Here is a 17,698-nt window from a genome sequence, read left to right as displayed (position 1 = left end):
TTGTGGTGCCGGGGCCTCATGATCACGGCTCTTGCGCCATCATCACCATCTGTTCGGCCTCTGCCGACATCCCGCATTTGAGGGGGGTGTCCCGCTGGGCGCGGTCCCATTGCAGGGTTCTTTGGATCGTTTCGCGAAGTGGCCGGCAGCTCAGCCCGGCGGCCTGTGCGCCGCCCGTGCTGACATTCAGCATATGCCTGGCCGTTGGTTTATCCGGAACGATCAGGGGCAGGTCGGCCCATGGTGCGAGTCCCGCATCGGTGAAGGTTTTGAGCGGTGTCCAGGTCAAGTCAGGCTTGCCTTTGGTTTCAGCGATGATGGCGTCCAGCATCGCCTGAAAGGTGATGAGTTTGCCGGTCAGGTTGAAGGTGCCACCCCTGCCGCATTCGGCCAGATGCAGCATGAATTGCGCGGCGTCTTCGACGTCGATCAGTTGAATAGGTCGCTCGGGTGGGTCTGGCACCGGCAGCGCCCCGCCGGTATCGCAGCGCCGGACCCACCATGTGAAACGGTCGGTGTAATCCCCCGGCCCGACGATCAGCCCCAGCCGGATCAGCGTGGCCCTGTCACCAAAGGCGGCGATGGCCGCGTCTTCGCAGGATCGTTTGAGCGGGCCGTAGTCCGCGCCGTAAGGTTCTGCTGTTCCACGCAACGCGGGGTCCACATTTGCGGCTTCTTCGCGCTGTTCGCTGGTGGCCGCAGATGCTGGCGCTATTTCGTCCAGTCCCGGTTCCGACAGATTGTCATAGACCGAAATGGACGAGACGAAGACGTAGTGCACATCGCCAACCGCATGGGCCAGTGTGCTGACCATGTCGGGCGCGTAGCCGCAGGTGTCGATCACCGCGTCGAATTGGCCATGCAGATCGGGCAGTGTTTGGGTGCGGTCCGCGATGAGTGTGGCGGCACCGTCCGCGACGCCCTTGCCGCTGCGCGTCATGATGGTGACAGTGTGCCCCGCCGCGATTGCGGCCCGCGCGGTTGCTCCTCCCAGAAACCCGGTGCCGCCGACAATCAGAATACGCATCTTCGCCTCCCTTTATGTAAGTCATCACTTACATAAAGGGAGGCCAGAGTTCAAGCGGGAGGGTTCGGGCGGCTATCCGGCATCAACCGCCAACAGTAATGGATCAATGCGGGCATAGCTGGCTTCCATGCCATCCTCCATCCCGGTTTCCAGCATGGCAGCGCGCGTCGCTGCATCGGGCAGGGTCATGCGCAAAGTCAGCAGCGTGCCGGACCCATCCGGAGCGAAGGTTGTTTCGATGTGGTTGTCCGGCGTGGGGTCGGGCAGGTGCATCCGTTCGACATGGACAATCCGTCTGCCGGGGTCGAGCGTCTGGTATTCGCCCGTCAGGGAAAACCCGCCGTCGCCGCCGTCGGACCACGCAAAGCGAATCTTGCCGCCCGGTTTCGGGTCTGACTGGCAGTCTGTCATGACCCACCCGTCCGGGCCCAGCATCCATTGCCGGATCAGATCGGGTTCCACATGGGCGCGGTACACGTCCACCGGGCTGGCCGCGAAACGGCGGGTCACGATCACATGCTGGTCGCCTTCGGTTGTGAGGGTCAGTCTGGTCATGCCGCGTCTCCTTTCGGTAGGCTGGCAAGCACCTGATCCAACCGGTCGTAATTGGCGGTATAGGTCCGGCGCATCATGTTCGCCCAGGCTTCGATCTGTTCGAGGCCGTCGGGGGCCAATCGGCAAGGGCGTTTGGTTCCGTCGATCCGTCGCGTGATCAGCCCGGCCTCTTGCAGGATTTTCAGATGCCGAGAGATGGCCGGCTGGGACATATCAAAGGGCGCGGTGAGTTCGTTCACCGTCTTTTCGCCAGTCGCGAGCGCGCTCAGAAGTGCAAGGCGTGTCGGGTCGGCGAGGGCCGCGAATTTGTCGGGTGTCATATGCATAACGAATCCTTTATATAAATGATAGCTGATATAAAGATGCTGAGCAAGGCGTGCTGTGGCGGCCCGACAAACCCCCTCGCAGAATCGCCGCACCATGCTATAAGTTGTGGCATGGCCATTGCAGACCCCCAGATACAGCCGCGCCCGGTGATCCGGCAGCTGGATGACGCCGCAATCAACCGGATTGCGGCGGGTGAGGTGCTGGAACGTCCAGCCTCTGCCGTAAAGGAACTGGTCGAGAATGCCATTGATGCGGGGGCGACCCGGATCGAGGTGGTGGTCGCAGATGGAGGCAAGACGCTGATCCGTGTCACCGATGATGGTTGCGGAATGGCGGCGGGTGATCTGCCGCTGGCCCTGTCGCGCCATGCCACGTCAAAGATTGATGGATCGGACCTGCTGAACATCAATTCTTTCGGGTTCCGGGGCGAGGCGTTGCCGTCGCTCGGCGCTGTCGGTCGGCTGACGATCACCAGCCGTGTGCCGGGGGATGGGGCGCATAGTATTGCCGTGTCCGGCGGCCGGATGAGCGATGTGCGCCCTGCGGCCCTGACCGGTGGCACGGTGGTTGAGCTGCGCGATATGTTCTACGCCACCCCTGCCCGGCTGAAGTTTCTGCGCACGGACCGGGCCGAGGCGCAGGCGGTGGGTGATGTGGTCAAACGGCTGGCGATGGCAGAGCCGTTTGTGACGTTCATTTTACGCGATGCGTCCGGTGGCGATCAGCGCACGATCTTTCGGGCGGACGCCGAAACCGGTGATCTGTTCGATGCGCTGCATGGGCGGTTGCGGTCGGTGCTGGGCCGCGATTTTGCGGAAAATGCGCTGCCGATTGACGCGGAGCGTGACGGGTTTCACCTGACCGGCTATGCCGCCCTGCCCACCTATTCGCGCGGGGCCGCAGTGGCTCAGTTCCTGTTCGTGAATGGTCGTCCCGTGCGCGACAAGATGCTGCTGGGCGCGTTGCGTGCCGCCTATATAGATGTGCTGTCGCGTGATCGGCACCCGGTGGCGGCACTGTTTGTCGATTGCGATCCGACACTGGTGGATGTGAATGTGCATCCGGCAAAATCAGAGGTCCGGTTCCGCGATCCCGGTACAGTGCGCGGGCTGATCGTATCGGGGCTGCGTCATGCGTTGGCAGAGGCGGGCCATCGGGCCTCGACCACGGTCGCCAATGCCACGCTGGGCGCGATCACGCCCGAGCCCGCAAGCCCGCGCGTTTACCAGATGGACCGCCCAAGTTTCAGCGCCCGGTCGATGACATTTCAGGCGCAGGCCCCCGGATTTCATGAGGCGCCATCGGCGCGGATCGAACCCGTGGTGGAGGATGAGCCGGATCATCTGCCGCTGGGCGCTGCCCGTGCGCAGGTGCATGAGAACTACATCATCGCGCAGACCGAAACCGGCATTGTCATTGTCGACCAACATGCGGCGCATGAACGGCTGGTTTATGAAAAGCTGAAGGCCCAGATGGCCGAGAATGGCGTTGCCGCGCAGGCCCTGCTGATCCCCGAGATTGTAGAGATGACGGAAAGCGAGGCCGCGCAACTGATGGAGATTGCCGATGATCTTGCAAGGCTGGGTCTGACGCTGGAACCCTTTGGGGGGGGCGCGATTGCGGTTCGCGAAACACCGGCCATTCTTGGCGAGGTCAGCGCCGAAGCGATGCTGCGCGATATTCTGGACGAGTTGGCCGATCAGGGCGATAGCGCATCGGTGCAGGCCCGGATCGAGGCGATCCTGAGCCGGGTGGCCTGCCATGGCTCCATCCGGTCGGGCCGCCGGATGCAGGGGGCCGAGATGAACGCGCTTTTGCGCGAGATGGAGGCGACGCCGCTATCGGGCCAGTGCAACCATGGGCGGCCCACCTATGTGGAACTGAAACTGGCCGATATCGAGCGGTTGTTCGGACGTACATGATCCAGATTGGCGATCAGAGCTATGCTTTTGACGACCCGATGGTGATCGGGGGGCTGGTTGGTGCGGCCATCGTTCTGCTGTTCCTGATCCTGCTCATCATGACGGTCCGCCGCGCGGGTAAATCAACGCAAGCCGTCGAATACGTGGCCGGGCAAGTGGGGCGGCTGACGCAGGATATCGGCGTGCTGAACCAAGGGCAGCATACGCTGGCAGGCAGTATTAAGACGGTCAGTGAACAAACCGCCAACGGGCAGGCGCAGGTTTTGCAGAATATGGAACAACGGCTGGCGGAGGTGCGCCAGCAGATGACGGATCAACTGCATGAAAGCCAGCGGCGGTCGACCCTCGCGCTGACCGAAATGCAGGAACGAATGAAGGAAAGCCTGACAGGGTCTTCGGAAAAGACGACCAAAAGCTTGACGGAATTACAGGAACGGCTGGCCACGATCGACAAGGCCCAGACCAATATCGAAAAACTGTCGGGTGACGTGCTGTCCCTGCAGGATATCCTGTCAAACAAGCAGCGACGGGGGATGTTCGGGGAAATCCAGCTGACCGATATCGTGTCCAAGGCGCTGCCTGCGGATAGCTATGCCTTGCAGGCGACCTTGTCCAATAACCGGCGCGCGGATTGTCTGGTGCATCTGCCGAACCCGCCGGGGCCGATTGTGATCGACGCCAAATTCCCGTTCGAGGCCTATGAAAGCTATGCCGCCGCTGACACCCCGCAATTGCAGCAGGTGGCCCTGCGCGATCTGGGCAATGCGGTGCGCAAGCACATCAAGGATATCAGCGAACGCTATATCATTGAGGGCGAGACGGCGGATGGCGCGATCATGTTTCTGCCGTCAGAGGCGGTTTATGCAGAGCTGCACGCCCGCCTGCCAGAGGTGGTGCGCGCCGGTTTTGACGCGCGTGTGTGGATCGTATCGCCGACGACCTGCATGGCCACGCTGAACACGATGCGCGCGATCCTCAAAGATGCGCGGATGCGCGAACAGGCGGGTGAGATCCGCAAGGCGCTGCGGCTGTTGCACCGCGATGTGGAGATCATCGGCGAAAAGGCCGGCAAGCTGGAAATACATCTGCGGCAGGCCGGTGATGATGTGTCCGGCGTGCTGACCGCCGCGACACGGGCCGGCAAACGGGCGGACCGGCTGGACAATTTCGATTTTGAAGAACTGGCGCCAGAGCCTGAGGATAAAGTGGTGCCGCTGGTACCAACGAAACCCTAGGCAAAGTTGAAAAAATCGTCATTTTTTGTTAGGCTCGCCGCATTTGATAAAGCGAGTTTGAATGATGTGTGAAGCCTATCGCCGCCTTGTGCGCACCCCCATGGCCATTTTTCGCGAGATAAACCCCAACCGGACCAACAACCCCGCTATCTGCCCTGAAACGGCGGATGCGCTGGGGGATTTTCTGAACTCTGATGATGTGCGGCCAATCCGCACCCGATCAAATTCAGCGACATTCCACATCTCCGCCCGCGGGCGCTGGCAACCGGTGTCCTATGGCCGGATCGGGCACGGTCTGGCCAATTGCAGCCATGACGTGATCGAAAGTACCCGTCACGGTGACCAGCGTTATCCCAACCATTATTTCATTGTCTTTCGCGTCGATAACCGGATCCATATCGCCGATGCCTTTACCCATGAACTGATGGACAGCATGGATGATTATGCCCGCGCCGCCGATTTTGACCCGGCCGACATGCGCGACCCTGAAAAGTGGACATTTCGTCGGATGGCAGGCCGCCGCTATGACGTCACTATCCGCGATCCGCTGGCCGGGCTGGATGATATGGGCGATGATCCGATCGCCGGTGCCGAAGCCGGGTTCTGACGCCGTTCTCGGAGGCTCTATCCTGTCCTTCTGATCTTGCCACGCCAGCCTGTGCGGGATACCCATGCACCCAATCGCACCAAGGGGATTGCAAGGCCGATGTCTGCTGCTGATGATCCAAAAACGCTTGTCGGGACCGATTGGCTGGCGGCCCATCTCAAGGACCCTGATCTGCGGATCTTTGATGCGTCCTGGTATCTGCCCGACATGCAGCGCGACCCCAAGGCCGAGTATGAAAAGGCGCATATCCCCGGTACCCGTTTCTTTGACATCGACGAGATCAGCGATCTGCGGTCCGAGCTGCCCCATATGGCCCCGCCGGTGGAGAAGTTCATGTCGCGCATGCGGGCGATGGGTGTCGGCGACGGGCATCAGGTGGTGGTCTATGACGGGATGGGCCTGTTTTCAGCCGCCCGTGTCTGGTGGCTGTTCCGCCTGATGGGACAGACCAATATCGCCGTGCTGGATGGCGGCCTGCCCAAATGGATCGCCGACGGCCACAAGACGACCACCGTTCCCCCTACAATCCGTGATCGTCATATGACCGTGCAGCGCCGGGATGATCTGGTCCGTGATGTGACCGAAGTGGCCCGCGCCGCCAAGCTGGGCGATCATGAGATTATCGACGCCCGTTCGCCCGCCCGGTTCAAGGGCGAGGCTGATGAACCCCGCGAGGGGATGCGCAAGGGTCATATCCCCGGATCGAAGAATGTGCATTATCAGGATTTGCTGAACGCGGACGGCACGATGAAGCCGCCCACCGCGTTGCGCACCGTTTTCATGGATGCCGGTGTCGATCTGCGCAAACCCGCCATTACCACATGCGGGTCGGGCGTGACTGCCGCGATCCTCGCCCTTGCGCTGGAACGGATCGGCAAGACCGATTATTCGCTTTACGACGGCTCATGGTCCGAATGGGGCATGTATGCCGACCTTCCTATTGCCACCGGAGCCGCCTGATGCTGGAACACCTGCAACCGCTACCCGCCGACAAGATCCTCGCCCTTGTGGCCGCGTTTCGCGAAGACCCGCGCGACGACAAGATCGACCTTGGCGTGGGTGTCTACAAGGACGCGTCGGGCAACACGCCGGTCATGCGTGCGGTGAAAGAGGCAGAGCGCCGTATTCTGGCCGACCAGACGACCAAGGCCTATACCGGTCTGGCCGGTGATCCGGCCTATGGCGCGGCAATGCGCGATCTGGTGCTGGCTGACAGCGTGGCTTCAGAACGGGTTGCCGCAGTCGCCACCCCTGGCGGGACAGGTGCGATCCGGCAGGCGCTGGAACTGATCAGGATGGCCGCCCCCGATGCCACAGTTTGGCTGTCCAATCCCACATGGCCAAACCATCCGTCAATCATCAAGTATCTCGGCATGAAGATGGCCGAATACACCTATTTCGACAGCGCGACCCGCGAAGTGGATTTCGCTGGCATGATGGCCGATCTGGATCAGATTGCCGCCGGTGACGTGGTGCTGCTGCATGGCTGTTGTCATAACCCCACCGGGGCGAACCTGACCGCTGATCAGATGGCACAGGTGATCACGCTGATGCAGAACAAAGGGGCCGTTCCCCTGATCGACATCGCCTATCAGGGCTTTGGCGACGGGTTGGATGAGGACGCCAAGATCACGCGCCAGATTGCATCCGCGTTTGACAATTGTCTGATTGCGGCCAGCTGTTCCAAGAATTTTGGCATCTATCGCGAGCGCACCGGCATTCTGATGGCCGTGGCAAAGGACAGTGCCCAGCAGGGACTGGCCCAACAGACATTGGCCTATCTGAACCGCCAGAATTATTCCTTTCCTCCTGATCACGGGGCGCGGGTGGTCACGACCATTCTGACTGATCCTGAGCTGCGTGCCGATTGGGAGGCCGAGTTGGAGGAAACCCGCATGGGCATGCTGGTTCTGCGTCAACAGCTCGCGGATGAGTTGAAGCGACTGACCAATTCGGACCGGTTTGATTTTCTGGCCCATCACCGTGGCATGTTCAGCCGGCTGGGCACGACCCCCGAACTGGTTGAGAAACTGCGGGCGGAGCATGGCATTTACATGGTGGGCGACAGCCGGATGAATATCGCGGGGCTGAATGCGCAAACCGTACCGATCCTTGCCAAGGCAATTGTTGCCGCTGGCGTGTGAAAACGTATCTCGACAGGTCCCTGCCGCGCCCTTAGATTTCCCGTGCAGGTTGAGAGGTAGAGACATGAATTTGGGTGACGCAATCCATGAAACCTCGATGCGGCACTGGACCGTGACAGGTGGCAATCGCATCGTCAAAGTCGTCAGCCCCACGGCAGATTTGGGGCTGCAGCAATACGGAACCGCCATGGGCTACGTCACACAGGAAAAATACCTGTTTGGCAAAAATTCGCGCGAGATCGAAAAGCTGCTTGGTGTGCGCCCGAATGAATTTGCGGTCATGTGCCATGTCTATGCATTGGCGCGCGTGCCAACACCGGATGAGGTCGAATTCAAGTTTTCAACCGCCTTCCCCGATGGCAAAGTCTTTGAGGCGGAACAGCACGATCAGATGATGACGGCCCGCGAAGATTTTGCTGCCGGTACAAACTTGTATGACCGCTCCATGACACCGGTTGCCCAGTATTATCCGCCGGGCTCAAACATGGTCCCACAATGGAAACTGGTCAAAGCCGTGCCACTCGGTGGGCGCATTGCAACGGTCACGCCGCAATTCGCCTATCCCCGTGCGAACGGATCGATCAAACCTTACACACCCCATAATCGGGGCGAAATCAAATAGGCATTGCTGCAATGCAGCTATGATTTTCTGCGGACGCTAAATCTGACTTGCACCTGATGGCGCAATAATCTAATCCCCAATACGATTGATCGCGCAACTTTCGTACTCAAGGATCAGAGATGTCATTCCGCCTGCAACCTACACCCCCTGCCCGTCCGAACCGCTGCCAGTTGTTTGGCCCCGGATCGAACACCAAGCTGTTCGCGAAAATGGCGGCCAGTGCGGCGGATGTCATCAACCTTGACCTTGAGGACAGCGTGTCCCCGTCAGACAAGGACACGGCCCGCGCGAATGTCATTCAGGCGATCAATGAGGTGGACTGGAACACCAAATATCTGAGCGTGCGCATCAATGGGCTGGATACCCCCTACTGGTATCGCGATGTGGTGGAAGTGCTGGAACAGGCAGGCGACCGGCTGGATCAGATCATGATCCCCAAGGTGGGCTGTGCCGCTGATGTCTATGCGGTCGATGCGCTGGTGACGGCCATTGAAACGGCGAAGGGTCGGAAGAAACCGATCAGCTTTGAGGTCATCATCGAGTCCGCCGCCGGTATCGCCCATGTGGAAGAGATTGCCGCCAGTTCACCCCGCATGGCGGCGATGAGCCTTGGGGCGGCGGATTTTGCGGCCTCCATGGGCATGCAGACCACCGGCATCGGGGGCACGCAGGAGCAGTATTATATGCTGCATGGTGAGACCCGCCATTATTCTGACCCGTGGCACTGGGCACAAACGGCCATCGTGGCGGCCTGCCGGACGCATGGTGTGCTGCCGGTGGACGGCCCGTTTGGCGATTTCAGCGATGATGAAGGCTATCGCGCGCAGGCTCGCCGTTCGGCGACGCTGGGGATGGTCGGGAAATGGGCGATCCACCCCAAGCAGATCGCCTTGGCCAATGAGGTGTTCACCCCATCAGAAGAAGCGGTTGCCGAGGCCCGCGAAATTCTGGCCGCCATGGAAGAGGCAAAGGCACGGGGTGAGGGCGCCACGGTCTACAAAGGCCGCCTGGTGGATATTGCATCCATCAAGCAAGCCGAAGTGATTGTGCGCCAGTCCGAGATGATCGCGGGCTGACGCGAAGGTCCTTATTGACCAGCCAAGGTCAGACGACCCGCATCGTAAGCCTGTCGGCAATCGGTCGCATCGCGCATGATATCTGCCTGCAAAAGCGGCGTTGCTGTCATACCCGACCCGGCAAAGCGCATGTCATCGCATTCGCCGTCGTTGGACCAATCGCCACTATCGTTGCCAAAGTCGATCGTTCCATCCTCGGCCACGCCAAGCAACCGCAATTGACCGGCATTGTAGGCATTCCGGCAATCGGTGGCATCTGCCAGCACGTCCTCTTGCAAAAGCGGCGTTGATGTCAGCCCGGGACCGGTAAACCGGCCATCATCACACTCTCCGTCATTGGCCCATTCGCTGCTGTCGTTACCAAAGTTGATGCCGTCAACCTTCACCGGCTTACCACCGGCGTCGGCCAGTCTCAGCTGTCCTGCCTCAAATGCTGTCCGGCAGTCAGTAGCATCGCGGCGGATATCGGAATCCAACAGGGGTGTGCTTGTCATTCCTGGGCCGCGAAACCGGGGATCATCGCATTCCCCGTCATTGGCCCATTCACTGCTGTCATCGCCAAAATCAATGGCCTGTGCCATGGCCGGCCCTGCCAGCAAACATGCAACAACACCGACAAATCCCAATATACGCATATGATTTTCCTATGTTTCAATCTGCCCCCGCCGCAGGTCTTGCCCCGGCTTGCCGTCGTTGTAAACGGCTGAAACGGATTTCCAACCGCCGTTGCCAAGCTACAACCGTTACGCCATATATCATTGAGTTCATCCAGAAGGTCCCTGATCCATGACCCAATACCTCGAGTTCGAAAAACCGCTGGCCGAGATTGAAGGCAAAGCCGAAGAGCTGCGCGCCATGGCGCGCGAGAATGCCGAGATGGACGTGGAAAAAGAGGCTGCGGCCCTCGATAAGAAGGCCAAGGATCTGCTGCGCAGTCTTTATGCGGACCTCAGCCCATGGCGCAAATGTCTCGTTGCCCGCCACCCGCAGCGTCCGCATTGCAAGGATTACATTGATGCCCTGTTCACCGAATATACCCCGCTGGCCGGCGACAGGAACTTTGCCGATGACCACGCGGTGATGGGGGGCCTTGCCCGGTTCGATGGCAAGCCCGTCATGGTGATCGGCCATGAAAAGGGCAATGATACCAAATCCCGGATCGAGCGGAATTTCGGCATGGCCCGCCCCGAAGGCTATCGCAAGGCCATTCGCCTGATGGGTCTGGCGGACCGGTTTGGTCTGCCTGTCATTACCCTTGTCGACACCCCGGGCGCCTATCCGGGCAAAGGGGCCGAGGAACGCGGCCAGTCAGAGGCGATTGCCCGGTCCACCGAAAAATGTCTTGATCTGAAGGTTCCGGTCATCAGCGTGGTTATCGGTGAAGGTGGATCAGGCGGCGCTGTCGCCTTTGCCACCGCCAACCGTGTCGCCATGCTGGAACATTCGATCTATTCGGTGATCAGCCCCGAAGGCTGCGCCTCGATCCTGTGGAAGGATGCCGAAAAGATGCGCGAAGCGGCAGAGGCCCTGCGCCTGACATCCAAGGATCTGAGCGAGCTGGGTGTCTGCGACGTGGTGATCAGGGAGCCGCTGGGTGGCGCCCATCGCGATGTGGATGCAGCCATTGACGAGGTTGGCAAGGCGATCGGAAAAATGCTGGCCGATCTTGATGGTCAGTCTGCCGATCAGGTCCGCATGGATCGGCGCCAGAAATACCTGCATCTGGGCGAAAAGGGTCTGGCCGCTTAGGTTTAGACAGTCCAGAACATCGTTTATTAACGCCCGATTGCTATCAAACCTCCGAACCATGGTCTGACATGATCGGAGACAACGATGACTTGCCGCTTTTACAGCAGGGCGATTTGCGGTCGCGATCAGAGCGGTCGCCGGGTCACGGCCTGACCAGCCCGCCGGATGAAAGCACTCTGGTCATATCGTTTTTTCGTCCGTCACTGGACCATCCGCCGCATTGTCGTGACGATCCCTGCAGCGGGCATTCTGGTGGTGATGTTGATGGTCCTGTTAGGCCTGAACATGGCCGAAAGACGGCTTGCCGCCTTGCAAGAGACAGTCAAGACATCCCTGAATTACCAGCATACCGCGCTGCAATTGCCGGTTCTGGTTGAGGAGATCCACGGCACACTTCATGAGCTGGAAGAGACGCTGGAACACGGGGCCGACCCGGCCGAAATCGCGGAACTGCGTCAGGACATTCAATATACCTATGACCGAATCAACACCTTGCGGCAAAAACTGGACCCTCGGGTCCGAAAGCTTGATCTGGAATACCGGATGGATGCGTTGGATCGCGTCGTCAATGAAGCCCAAACCAATGATATCGACTTCACGATCCATGCCGATCTGGAGGTCGAAAGCAGTGATCATGAACTGGACGCAACGGCCACCCTGTTCGCGGCGATGGCGGCCCAGACCCGGATCCTCGCGCTGCGTGATCTTGCGGCGGTTGAACAGGGGAGTGTTCGCCTGATCTGGACCTTCTTCCTGGCTGTTGGCGTGGTTGGGTCGCTCTTGTCGCTGGGCGCATTGTGGGCGGCGCGACTGATCTCGCGCCCCATCCTGGCTATCGCACATACGGTCGAGGCGTTGGAAAGTGGCAATCTTGATGCGGATATCCCCGCCACATCGCGACAGGATGAAATCGGCAAGGTGGCGCGCGCGATGGAGACGTTCAAATCCAGCCTGCAACGAAACAGGCGCCTTGAGTCAGAGCGTGACGATCTGAACCGCAATCTGGAACGCAAGGTGGCGGCACGCACATCGGAACTGGCTATCGAGCGCGAAAGGCTGGCCCAGACCCAAAGGGAGGCAGAGCAGCAGCGGCGCGAAATGGCCACGCAGTTGAGGGCAGAGTTCGGTCGGGTGATCAACGCCGCCCGCGCCGGCGATTTCACGCAACGCGTCGGGGCGCATTTCGCCGACGACAATCTGCAAGCGCTGGCTGATGACATTAACCGGTTTGTGACCCGTGTTGATGACAGCGTTGGCGCCATCAGCAAAGCGATGCATGATCTGGCAAATGGCGAGTTTGCCTCCGCGAAGGATCATGAATTTACCGGCGCGTTTGCAGACATCATGACACAGGTCCGCGAGACTGCCGCTCAGATCCGCGATCAATCAGGTCAGCTGACCCATATCGCCTTGCATGACGCGCTGACCGAATTGCCCAATCGCCGTTTCCTGGAGGATCGGCTGACCGCCTATACCAAGCTCTTGGCCTTTGGTGACATGCCATTGGCGGTGCTGCATATCGATCTGGATCGGTTCAAGGAGATCAATGACACGATGGGCCACGCGGCTGGCGATCAGGTGCTGGAACGCGCGGCGGCAGTGCTGACCGGCCTGTCCGGAAATGACGATTTTGTTGCCCGGGTGGGCGGGGATGAATTCATCATGCTGTGCCCCATGCTGGATTATGATCGGTCTGAAAGACAACGGATCGAAGTGCTGGGTGACGGCATTGTCAGCGCGCTGGCGGAGCCAATGATGATCGAAGATGAGGAGGCCCGTTTTGGGGCCAGTGTCGGGATTGCCTTCAGCACCTCCGAAACGCAGGACCTGTCCAGTCTGGTGGTGGACGCCGATATCGCGCTGTATCAGGCGAAAGAGGCGGGGCGCAATCAGGCCCAGGTATTTTCGGCAAGCATCGCCACCGCGCTGTCGCAACGCCGGTCCTTGCGCGACGATCTGCTGGCGGCGGTCGAACGGGACGAATTCATACCCTTCTTCCAACCTAAATACGATGCCAACACTCTTGAAATGACCGGAGTTGAGGCGCTGGCGCGCTGGCAACATCCGACCAAGGGCCTGCTGACCCCCGACCAGTTTCTGGCAGCCGCCAATGATATGAAGATCGTGCATGACATTGATCAGCAGGTTCTTTGGAAGGCGACCTGTGTTCTCAATGATCTTTGGAACAATCACGGGCTGCGTATTCCCGAACTGTCGGTCAATATCAGTCAACAGCGGTTATTCGACCCGATGCTACTGCGCAGCCTGGATGGGCTGACTGGCGATTTTCGGGTGTCCTTTGAACTGTTGGAATCAATCTTTTTCGACGAGCAGGGCGATAAATTTCACTGGATGCTGGACCAGTTGCGCGAACGCGGCATCGGCGTGCAGATTGATGATTTTGGCAGCGGGCGTGCGTCCATCTCGGCGTTGATGAATATCGGGCCAGAGAGGCTCAAGATCGACCGTCATCTGGTGCAACCGATCCTCGAACGCGAAGCGAATACGCAATTGATCAAGGGCATTGTGGATATTGCCCGGTCGATGGATATTGGCGTCACGGCTGAGGGTGTGGAAACCATGCCGCATGCCGATCTACTGCGCGATCTGGGATGCGACACGCTGCAGGGCTACGCCTTTGCCAGGCCGATGTCGGCGGGGGCGCTGAAAGAATTCGGTCTGCGCAAGGCAAGTTAGCACTGGCAAAACCTGTCGGTTTCGGGCCATCTGGTGGCAGAAACCGCATCCGGACAGGCCCTTGCAACTGATCAAAGGACATTGGCAGCTGATCGTGCTGACAGGCATCGTTTTTGCCCTGTGGAACACCCCCGTGATGATCCCGCTGAAGATTCTGGTCGTGTTCCTGCACGAATTATCCCATGCGGTGACCGTTGTCCTGACCGGGGGCCAGGTTGAAAGCCTGACAATCTCGACCAATCAGGGGGGCATGGTGACCGCCCGTGGCGGCAGCCGGTTTCTGTCGCTGTCATCGGGCTATCTGGGGTCACTGATCATCGGGGTCGCTTTGCTGGTGGCCGCTCTGCGGACCAAGGCAGACCGCATCATCATGGCGGTCTGCGGTGGGGTGACGTTGCTGGTCACGGCACTCTATATCCGCGACGGTTTTGCGTTGATATTTGGCATTGGCACGGGTGTCGCGATGCTGGCCATGTCGCGTTTTCTGGGGCATGGGATCAATGATCTGGTGCTGCGGGTCATCGGGCTGAGCAGTATGTTGTACGTCCCTTACGACATTTTCAGCGACACGATTGCCCGGTCCGAGTTGCGGTCAGACGCCCGTATGCTGGCCGAGGAATTCGGCGGCGCGACCGTGATGTGGGGCGGGATCTGGCTGGTCATCAGCCTGTGTGTGATTGGGTTGTGCCTGCGCTATGGGTTGGGGCCGGACAGCAACCTGCATTGGCGCAAGCCACCTGTTGAAGCCTCCGTGCGTCGGCCTGTACGCCGCTTACGCTGACCCGGACTACCACATGGTTTTGACCGCACGCGCGGCCCATTCGGCATCATAGGCCGCACCGTCAAAGTCGTTTTTCTGTTCTTCCAGCAGCGCGCCGATACTGGGTAAATCCGCGCTTTCGTCGCCAGAAGCCCAGATACGGGCGCGCATCAACGCCCGCGCGCATTGGCTGTAAACCTCGGCCACGGTGATGACGATGACGCTGCGTGGTTGCCGCCCCTTCTGATCGAACCGGCCCAGCAGGTCGGGGGCGACCGACACCACGGCGGTTCCGTTAACCCGGATCACATTATGCGAGCCGGGCACGATGAACATCAGGCTGATCCGCCCGTCGGCCACGATATTGCGCAGCGTGTCGATACGGTTGTTGCCGCGCCAGTCCGGCAGCAGCAGCGTTTTGGCATCCGGCGCCTGCACCACGGGGCCATCATCGCCGCGCGGGCTGCCATCGGTCCCGTCAGGGCCGACGGTGGACACCACGCAAAGCCGCGACGCCATGATCCATTTGGAATAAAGCGGGGTCAGCCGGTCGGCGACCTTGATCAACGACGCCTCTGCCGGGGTGCCATAGATCGACTCGAGCGTGGCGATATCGGTGATCGTATCAGTCACTGCGAAACCCTGCCTCCGCATTCAGCCGGTCTGATGCGGTTTCGATGTCAGTTTCAAGCCGGGCCATGAATTCATCCACCTCTAGCCCCGGTTCGATCCGCGGCAGAAATTCGAACACGGCCGTGCCCGGTTTGCGGTAGACCCCGCGCTTGGGCCAGAACACGCCCACATTGGTGGCGACGGGCACACAAGGTTGCCCCAGTTCGCGATAAAGCACCCCGGTCCCGATCTTGTAGGCCCGTTTTTCCCCCGGTGGCGTGCGCGTGCCTTGCGGATAGATGATCAACTGTCCCGGCAGGGCGCGCCCAGCACGCACATCGGCCAGCATTTTTTTGACCGCCTGCCCCCGCTTGCCCCGATCCACGGGGATACAGCCGATGCGCAGACCGAACTGCCCGATGATGGGTGCGTATTTCAGGATGGATTTCATGATGAATTTGCCGCGCGGGATCGCCCCGTAGATCATCAGCACATCAAGAAATGACTGGTGTTTGGCCGCAACCATCACCTCGTCCGTGGGTGGGTCGCCCCTGATTTCGGTTTTCAGCCCCATAATCCAGGAGGCCGTCCAGCGGATCCACCGGCAATAGGCGTGACAGCCCGCGATGGCCCCCCGTCGCGATACAATCGCCGCCGGAAGATAGATCAGACCGATCACCAGCATGGCCAGATACATCTGCCCGTTAAAGATCAGCGACCGCAGCCATTGAATTGCATAGCTCATGTCTGTTCCCTCAGCCTTGCCAGTGCCGCCGCGCGGGTGGCGACGAATGCCACGATAGCCGCAAGCAGCGGAATGACCAGAGGCCAGAGCCACCCTGCCCCTTCAAACCCGATATTGGCAAGGAACCCGCCAGTGCCATCACCACCCGGCAAAAGCTGGAGCACTGCAACGCCAAGCACGACGCCAACCATGGCCCCGACCCCGGTGCGCAGCGCAAAGCGGCGCACAAAGGCGCGGGCGATATAGATGTCGCGTGCGCCCACCAGCCGCAGCACCCGGATCACCTGCGCGTTCGCCGCGAGCGATGCCTGCGCGGCCAGCGCAATCATCGCGGCCATGGCGGCCCCGATCAGACCGATCACCAGCCAGCCGATCAGCCGCAGCCGCGATGCCGCCGCAATGAGCGGCGCACGCCAGCGCCCGTGATCATCCAATGTCGCCTGCGGCAGTTCGGCGGTCAGCCGGGCGCGCAGACCGGCATCATCATAGCTGTCATCATCGGCGATCACCTCGATCAGGCGAGGCACGGGGAGTGTATCAAGCACCAGATCAGGCCCGAACCACGGTGACAGCAGGGCCTGTTGCTCCGCATCCGTCAGCGCGCGGGCATTGGCGATACCGGGGGTGGTGGACAGGATGGTCAGTGCAAGTTCGATATCGGTGTCGGGTGCGTCTGCGGGCAGGCGTAAGGTGGCGGCCTGGGCAAGCTCATTCGCCCAGCGATCCGCCACGCGCCCCGCCGTCAGCGACAAGGCCAGGGCAAACACCGCCAGAAACGCCATCGCACCGGCAACAAAAACGGTCAGGCGTGCCGTGATGCCGGTGGGTGGCACGGCACGGTCGGCTTGCGGATCACCGACGATCAGGTCCAGCGCACCTTTCAATGGCGCGATCACAGCTCTGACCCCGCTTGCTGCAGCTCACCGTCCTTTAGTCGCAGGACCCGCGCACTGATTTCAGCCTTCATCGACCGGATCATGGTCAGATCATGGGTGGCGATCAGGATGGTCTTGCCCATCCGGTTCAGTTCGACCAGCAGGGTCATGAGACGCTGCGACATCTCCCAATCGACATTGCCGGTGGGCTCATCGGCGATGATCAGATCGGGTGATATGATCACCGCGCGGGCCAGTGCGGCCCGCTGGCGTTCACCCCCGGACAGTTCCGGTGGCAACTGGTTGGCCTGCGCCTGCAGCCCGACCCAGGCCAGCAATTCTGGCAGATTGCCCGCCGCCTCTGACGCGCGATCAGCGACCGTCAGGGGCAAGGCGATGTTTTCGGCAATCGGCAGGTGATCCAGAAACTGACAATCCTGATGGACCACACCGATGCGTCGGCGGGTCATTGCCACCGCGTCCCGGTCCAGCGTCGCTGCATCCCGCCCGAACAGCAGAACCTGACCCGATTGGGCGCGCAGATCAGCATAGCAGAGCCGAAGCAGGGTGGTCTTGCCCGCCCCGGACGGCCCTGTCAGAAAGTGGAACGATCCCGGCGCAAGCTCCAGTGACAACTGGGAAAAAAGCGGATTGCCCCCATAGCCGCAGGACACATTTTGCAGTTCAATCACGGCCTATACCCTTTGATCACGCTGCCGTTCTGCCCAAATCTGCAACAGGTTTC

18 protein-coding genes are annotated in these 17,698 nt (G+C 60.4%); 10 read left to right on the top strand and 8 right to left on the bottom strand.

The genetic code is table 11. The features are described 5' to 3' along the window. Positions 1–22 precede the first annotated feature (22 nt). The 3 genes from ACFWW2_RS22895 to ACFWW2_RS22885 form a co-directional block, all read right to left on the bottom strand. Positions 23–1,027, bottom strand: a complete 1,005-nt coding sequence (locus tag ACFWW2_RS22895) for an NAD-dependent epimerase/dehydratase family protein (protein ID WP_393932239.1) — start codon at positions 1,025–1,027, stop codon at positions 23–25. Positions 1,028–1,099: 72 nt separating this feature from the next. Further along, complete coding sequence (locus ACFWW2_RS22890; protein ID WP_393932237.1) at positions 1,100–1,582, bottom strand: SRPBCC domain-containing protein; 483 nt, start codon at positions 1,580–1,582, stop codon at positions 1,100–1,102. Continuing rightward, complete coding sequence (locus tag ACFWW2_RS22885; protein WP_393932235.1) at positions 1,579–1,908, bottom strand: ArsR/SmtB family transcription factor; 330 nt, start codon at positions 1,906–1,908, stop codon at positions 1,579–1,581. The genes ACFWW2_RS22890 and ACFWW2_RS22885 overlap by 4 nt, the downstream gene beginning before the upstream one ends. Positions 1,909–2,019: 111 nt before the next feature. Here ACFWW2_RS22885 and mutL point away from each other — a divergent pair, with 111 nt between their 5' ends. The 7 genes from mutL (at position 2,020) to ACFWW2_RS22850 (ending at position 9,515) form a co-directional block, all read left to right on the top strand. Next, positions 2,020–3,831 carry a DNA mismatch repair endonuclease MutL gene (gene mutL, locus ACFWW2_RS22880; protein WP_393932233.1) on the top strand — a complete coding sequence of 604 codons (1,812 nt, stop codon included), beginning with the start codon at positions 2,020–2,022 and terminating at the stop codon, positions 3,829–3,831. After that, complete coding sequence (locus ACFWW2_RS22875) at positions 3,828–5,066, top strand: DNA recombination protein RmuC (RefSeq protein ID WP_393932231.1); 1,239 nt, start codon at positions 3,828–3,830, stop codon at positions 5,064–5,066. The genes mutL and ACFWW2_RS22875 overlap by 4 nt, the downstream gene beginning before the upstream one ends. Positions 5,067–5,130: 64 nt before the next feature. Next, complete coding sequence (locus ACFWW2_RS22870; protein ID WP_393932229.1) at positions 5,131–5,673, top strand: hypothetical protein; 543 nt, start codon at positions 5,131–5,133, stop codon at positions 5,671–5,673. Between the two features lie 99 nt (positions 5,674–5,772). Further along, positions 5,773–6,633, top strand: coding sequence for a 3-mercaptopyruvate sulfurtransferase (gene sseA, locus ACFWW2_RS22865; protein WP_393932227.1), 861 nt, complete (start codon positions 5,773–5,775; stop codon positions 6,631–6,633). Beyond that, the gene (locus ACFWW2_RS22860; protein ID WP_393932225.1) at positions 6,633–7,817 is read left to right on the top strand and encodes an aromatic amino acid transaminase; all 1,185 of its coding nucleotides are present in this window, start codon (positions 6,633–6,635) and stop codon (positions 7,815–7,817) included. The genes sseA and ACFWW2_RS22860 overlap by 1 nt, the downstream gene beginning before the upstream one ends. Before the next feature lie 64 nt (positions 7,818–7,881). After that, on the top strand, positions 7,882–8,439 hold the full coding sequence (locus ACFWW2_RS22855; protein ID WP_393932223.1) for a hypothetical protein: 558 nt from the start codon (positions 7,882–7,884) through the stop codon (positions 8,437–8,439). Between the two features lie 119 nt (positions 8,440–8,558). After that, positions 8,559–9,515, top strand: coding sequence for an L-malyl-CoA/beta-methylmalyl-CoA lyase (locus tag ACFWW2_RS22850; RefSeq protein WP_393932221.1), 957 nt, complete (start codon positions 8,559–8,561; stop codon positions 9,513–9,515). 11 nt (positions 9,516–9,526) lie between these two features. Here ACFWW2_RS22850 and ACFWW2_RS22845 read toward each other — a convergent pair whose 3' ends face one another. Further along, positions 9,527–10,150, bottom strand: coding sequence for a hypothetical protein (locus ACFWW2_RS22845; RefSeq protein WP_393932219.1), 624 nt, complete (start codon positions 10,148–10,150; stop codon positions 9,527–9,529). Between the two features lie 151 nt (positions 10,151–10,301). Between ACFWW2_RS22845 and ACFWW2_RS22840 the strand changes: the two genes are divergently transcribed. The 3 genes from ACFWW2_RS22840 (at position 10,302) to ACFWW2_RS22830 (ending at position 14,742) form a co-directional block, all read left to right on the top strand. After that, a complete protein-coding gene (locus ACFWW2_RS22840; protein ID WP_393932217.1) occupies positions 10,302–11,264 on the top strand; it encodes an acetyl-CoA carboxylase carboxyltransferase subunit alpha in 963 nt (320 codons plus the stop codon). 165 nt (positions 11,265–11,429) lie between these two features. Continuing rightward, positions 11,430–13,961 (top strand): putative bifunctional diguanylate cyclase/phosphodiesterase, encoded by a 2,532-nt coding sequence (locus tag ACFWW2_RS22835; protein WP_393932215.1) that lies wholly within the window; start codon positions 11,430–11,432, stop codon positions 13,959–13,961. A 61-nt stretch (positions 13,962–14,022) separates the two neighbouring features. After that, positions 14,023–14,742: a M50 family metallopeptidase gene (locus ACFWW2_RS22830; protein ID WP_393932213.1), complete on the top strand. Its 720-nt coding sequence runs from the start codon at positions 14,023–14,025 to the stop codon at positions 14,740–14,742. Positions 14,743–14,748: 6 nt separating this feature from the next. Here the strand turns inward: ACFWW2_RS22830 and ACFWW2_RS22825 are convergent, their stop codons facing one another. The 4 genes from ACFWW2_RS22825 to ACFWW2_RS22810 are packed head-to-tail and all read right to left on the bottom strand — an operon-like array spanning position 14,749 to position 17,645. Then, positions 14,749–15,375 carry a pyridoxamine 5'-phosphate oxidase family protein gene (locus ACFWW2_RS22825; protein WP_393932211.1) on the bottom strand — a complete coding sequence of 209 codons (627 nt, stop codon included), beginning with the start codon at positions 15,373–15,375 and terminating at the stop codon, positions 14,749–14,751. Then, positions 15,347–16,078 (bottom strand): lysophospholipid acyltransferase family protein, encoded by a 732-nt coding sequence (locus tag ACFWW2_RS22820; RefSeq protein ID WP_393932209.1) that lies wholly within the window; start codon positions 16,076–16,078, stop codon positions 15,347–15,349. The genes ACFWW2_RS22825 and ACFWW2_RS22820 overlap by 29 nt, the downstream gene beginning before the upstream one ends. Next, on the bottom strand, positions 16,075–16,974 hold the full coding sequence (locus ACFWW2_RS22815) for a cell division protein FtsX (RefSeq protein WP_393932207.1): 900 nt from the start codon (positions 16,972–16,974) through the stop codon (positions 16,075–16,077). Before ACFWW2_RS22815 ends, ACFWW2_RS22820 begins: the two co-directional genes overlap by 4 nt. After that, positions 16,971–17,645 (bottom strand): cell division ATP-binding protein FtsE, encoded by a 675-nt coding sequence (locus ACFWW2_RS22810; RefSeq protein WP_393932205.1) that lies wholly within the window; start codon positions 17,643–17,645, stop codon positions 16,971–16,973. The genes ACFWW2_RS22815 and ACFWW2_RS22810 overlap by 4 nt, the downstream gene beginning before the upstream one ends. Between the last annotated feature and the right edge of the window lie 53 nt (positions 17,646–17,698).

Origin of the sequence: Yoonia sp. R2-816, from assembly GCF_046762905.1 — a bacterium.
In the GTDB taxonomy this organism is placed as follows: domain Bacteria; phylum Pseudomonadota; class Alphaproteobacteria; order Rhodobacterales; family Rhodobacteraceae; genus Yoonia.
Note: the sequence above shows the minus strand (reverse complement) of the source record. Positions and strands in the feature narration are given on the sequence as shown.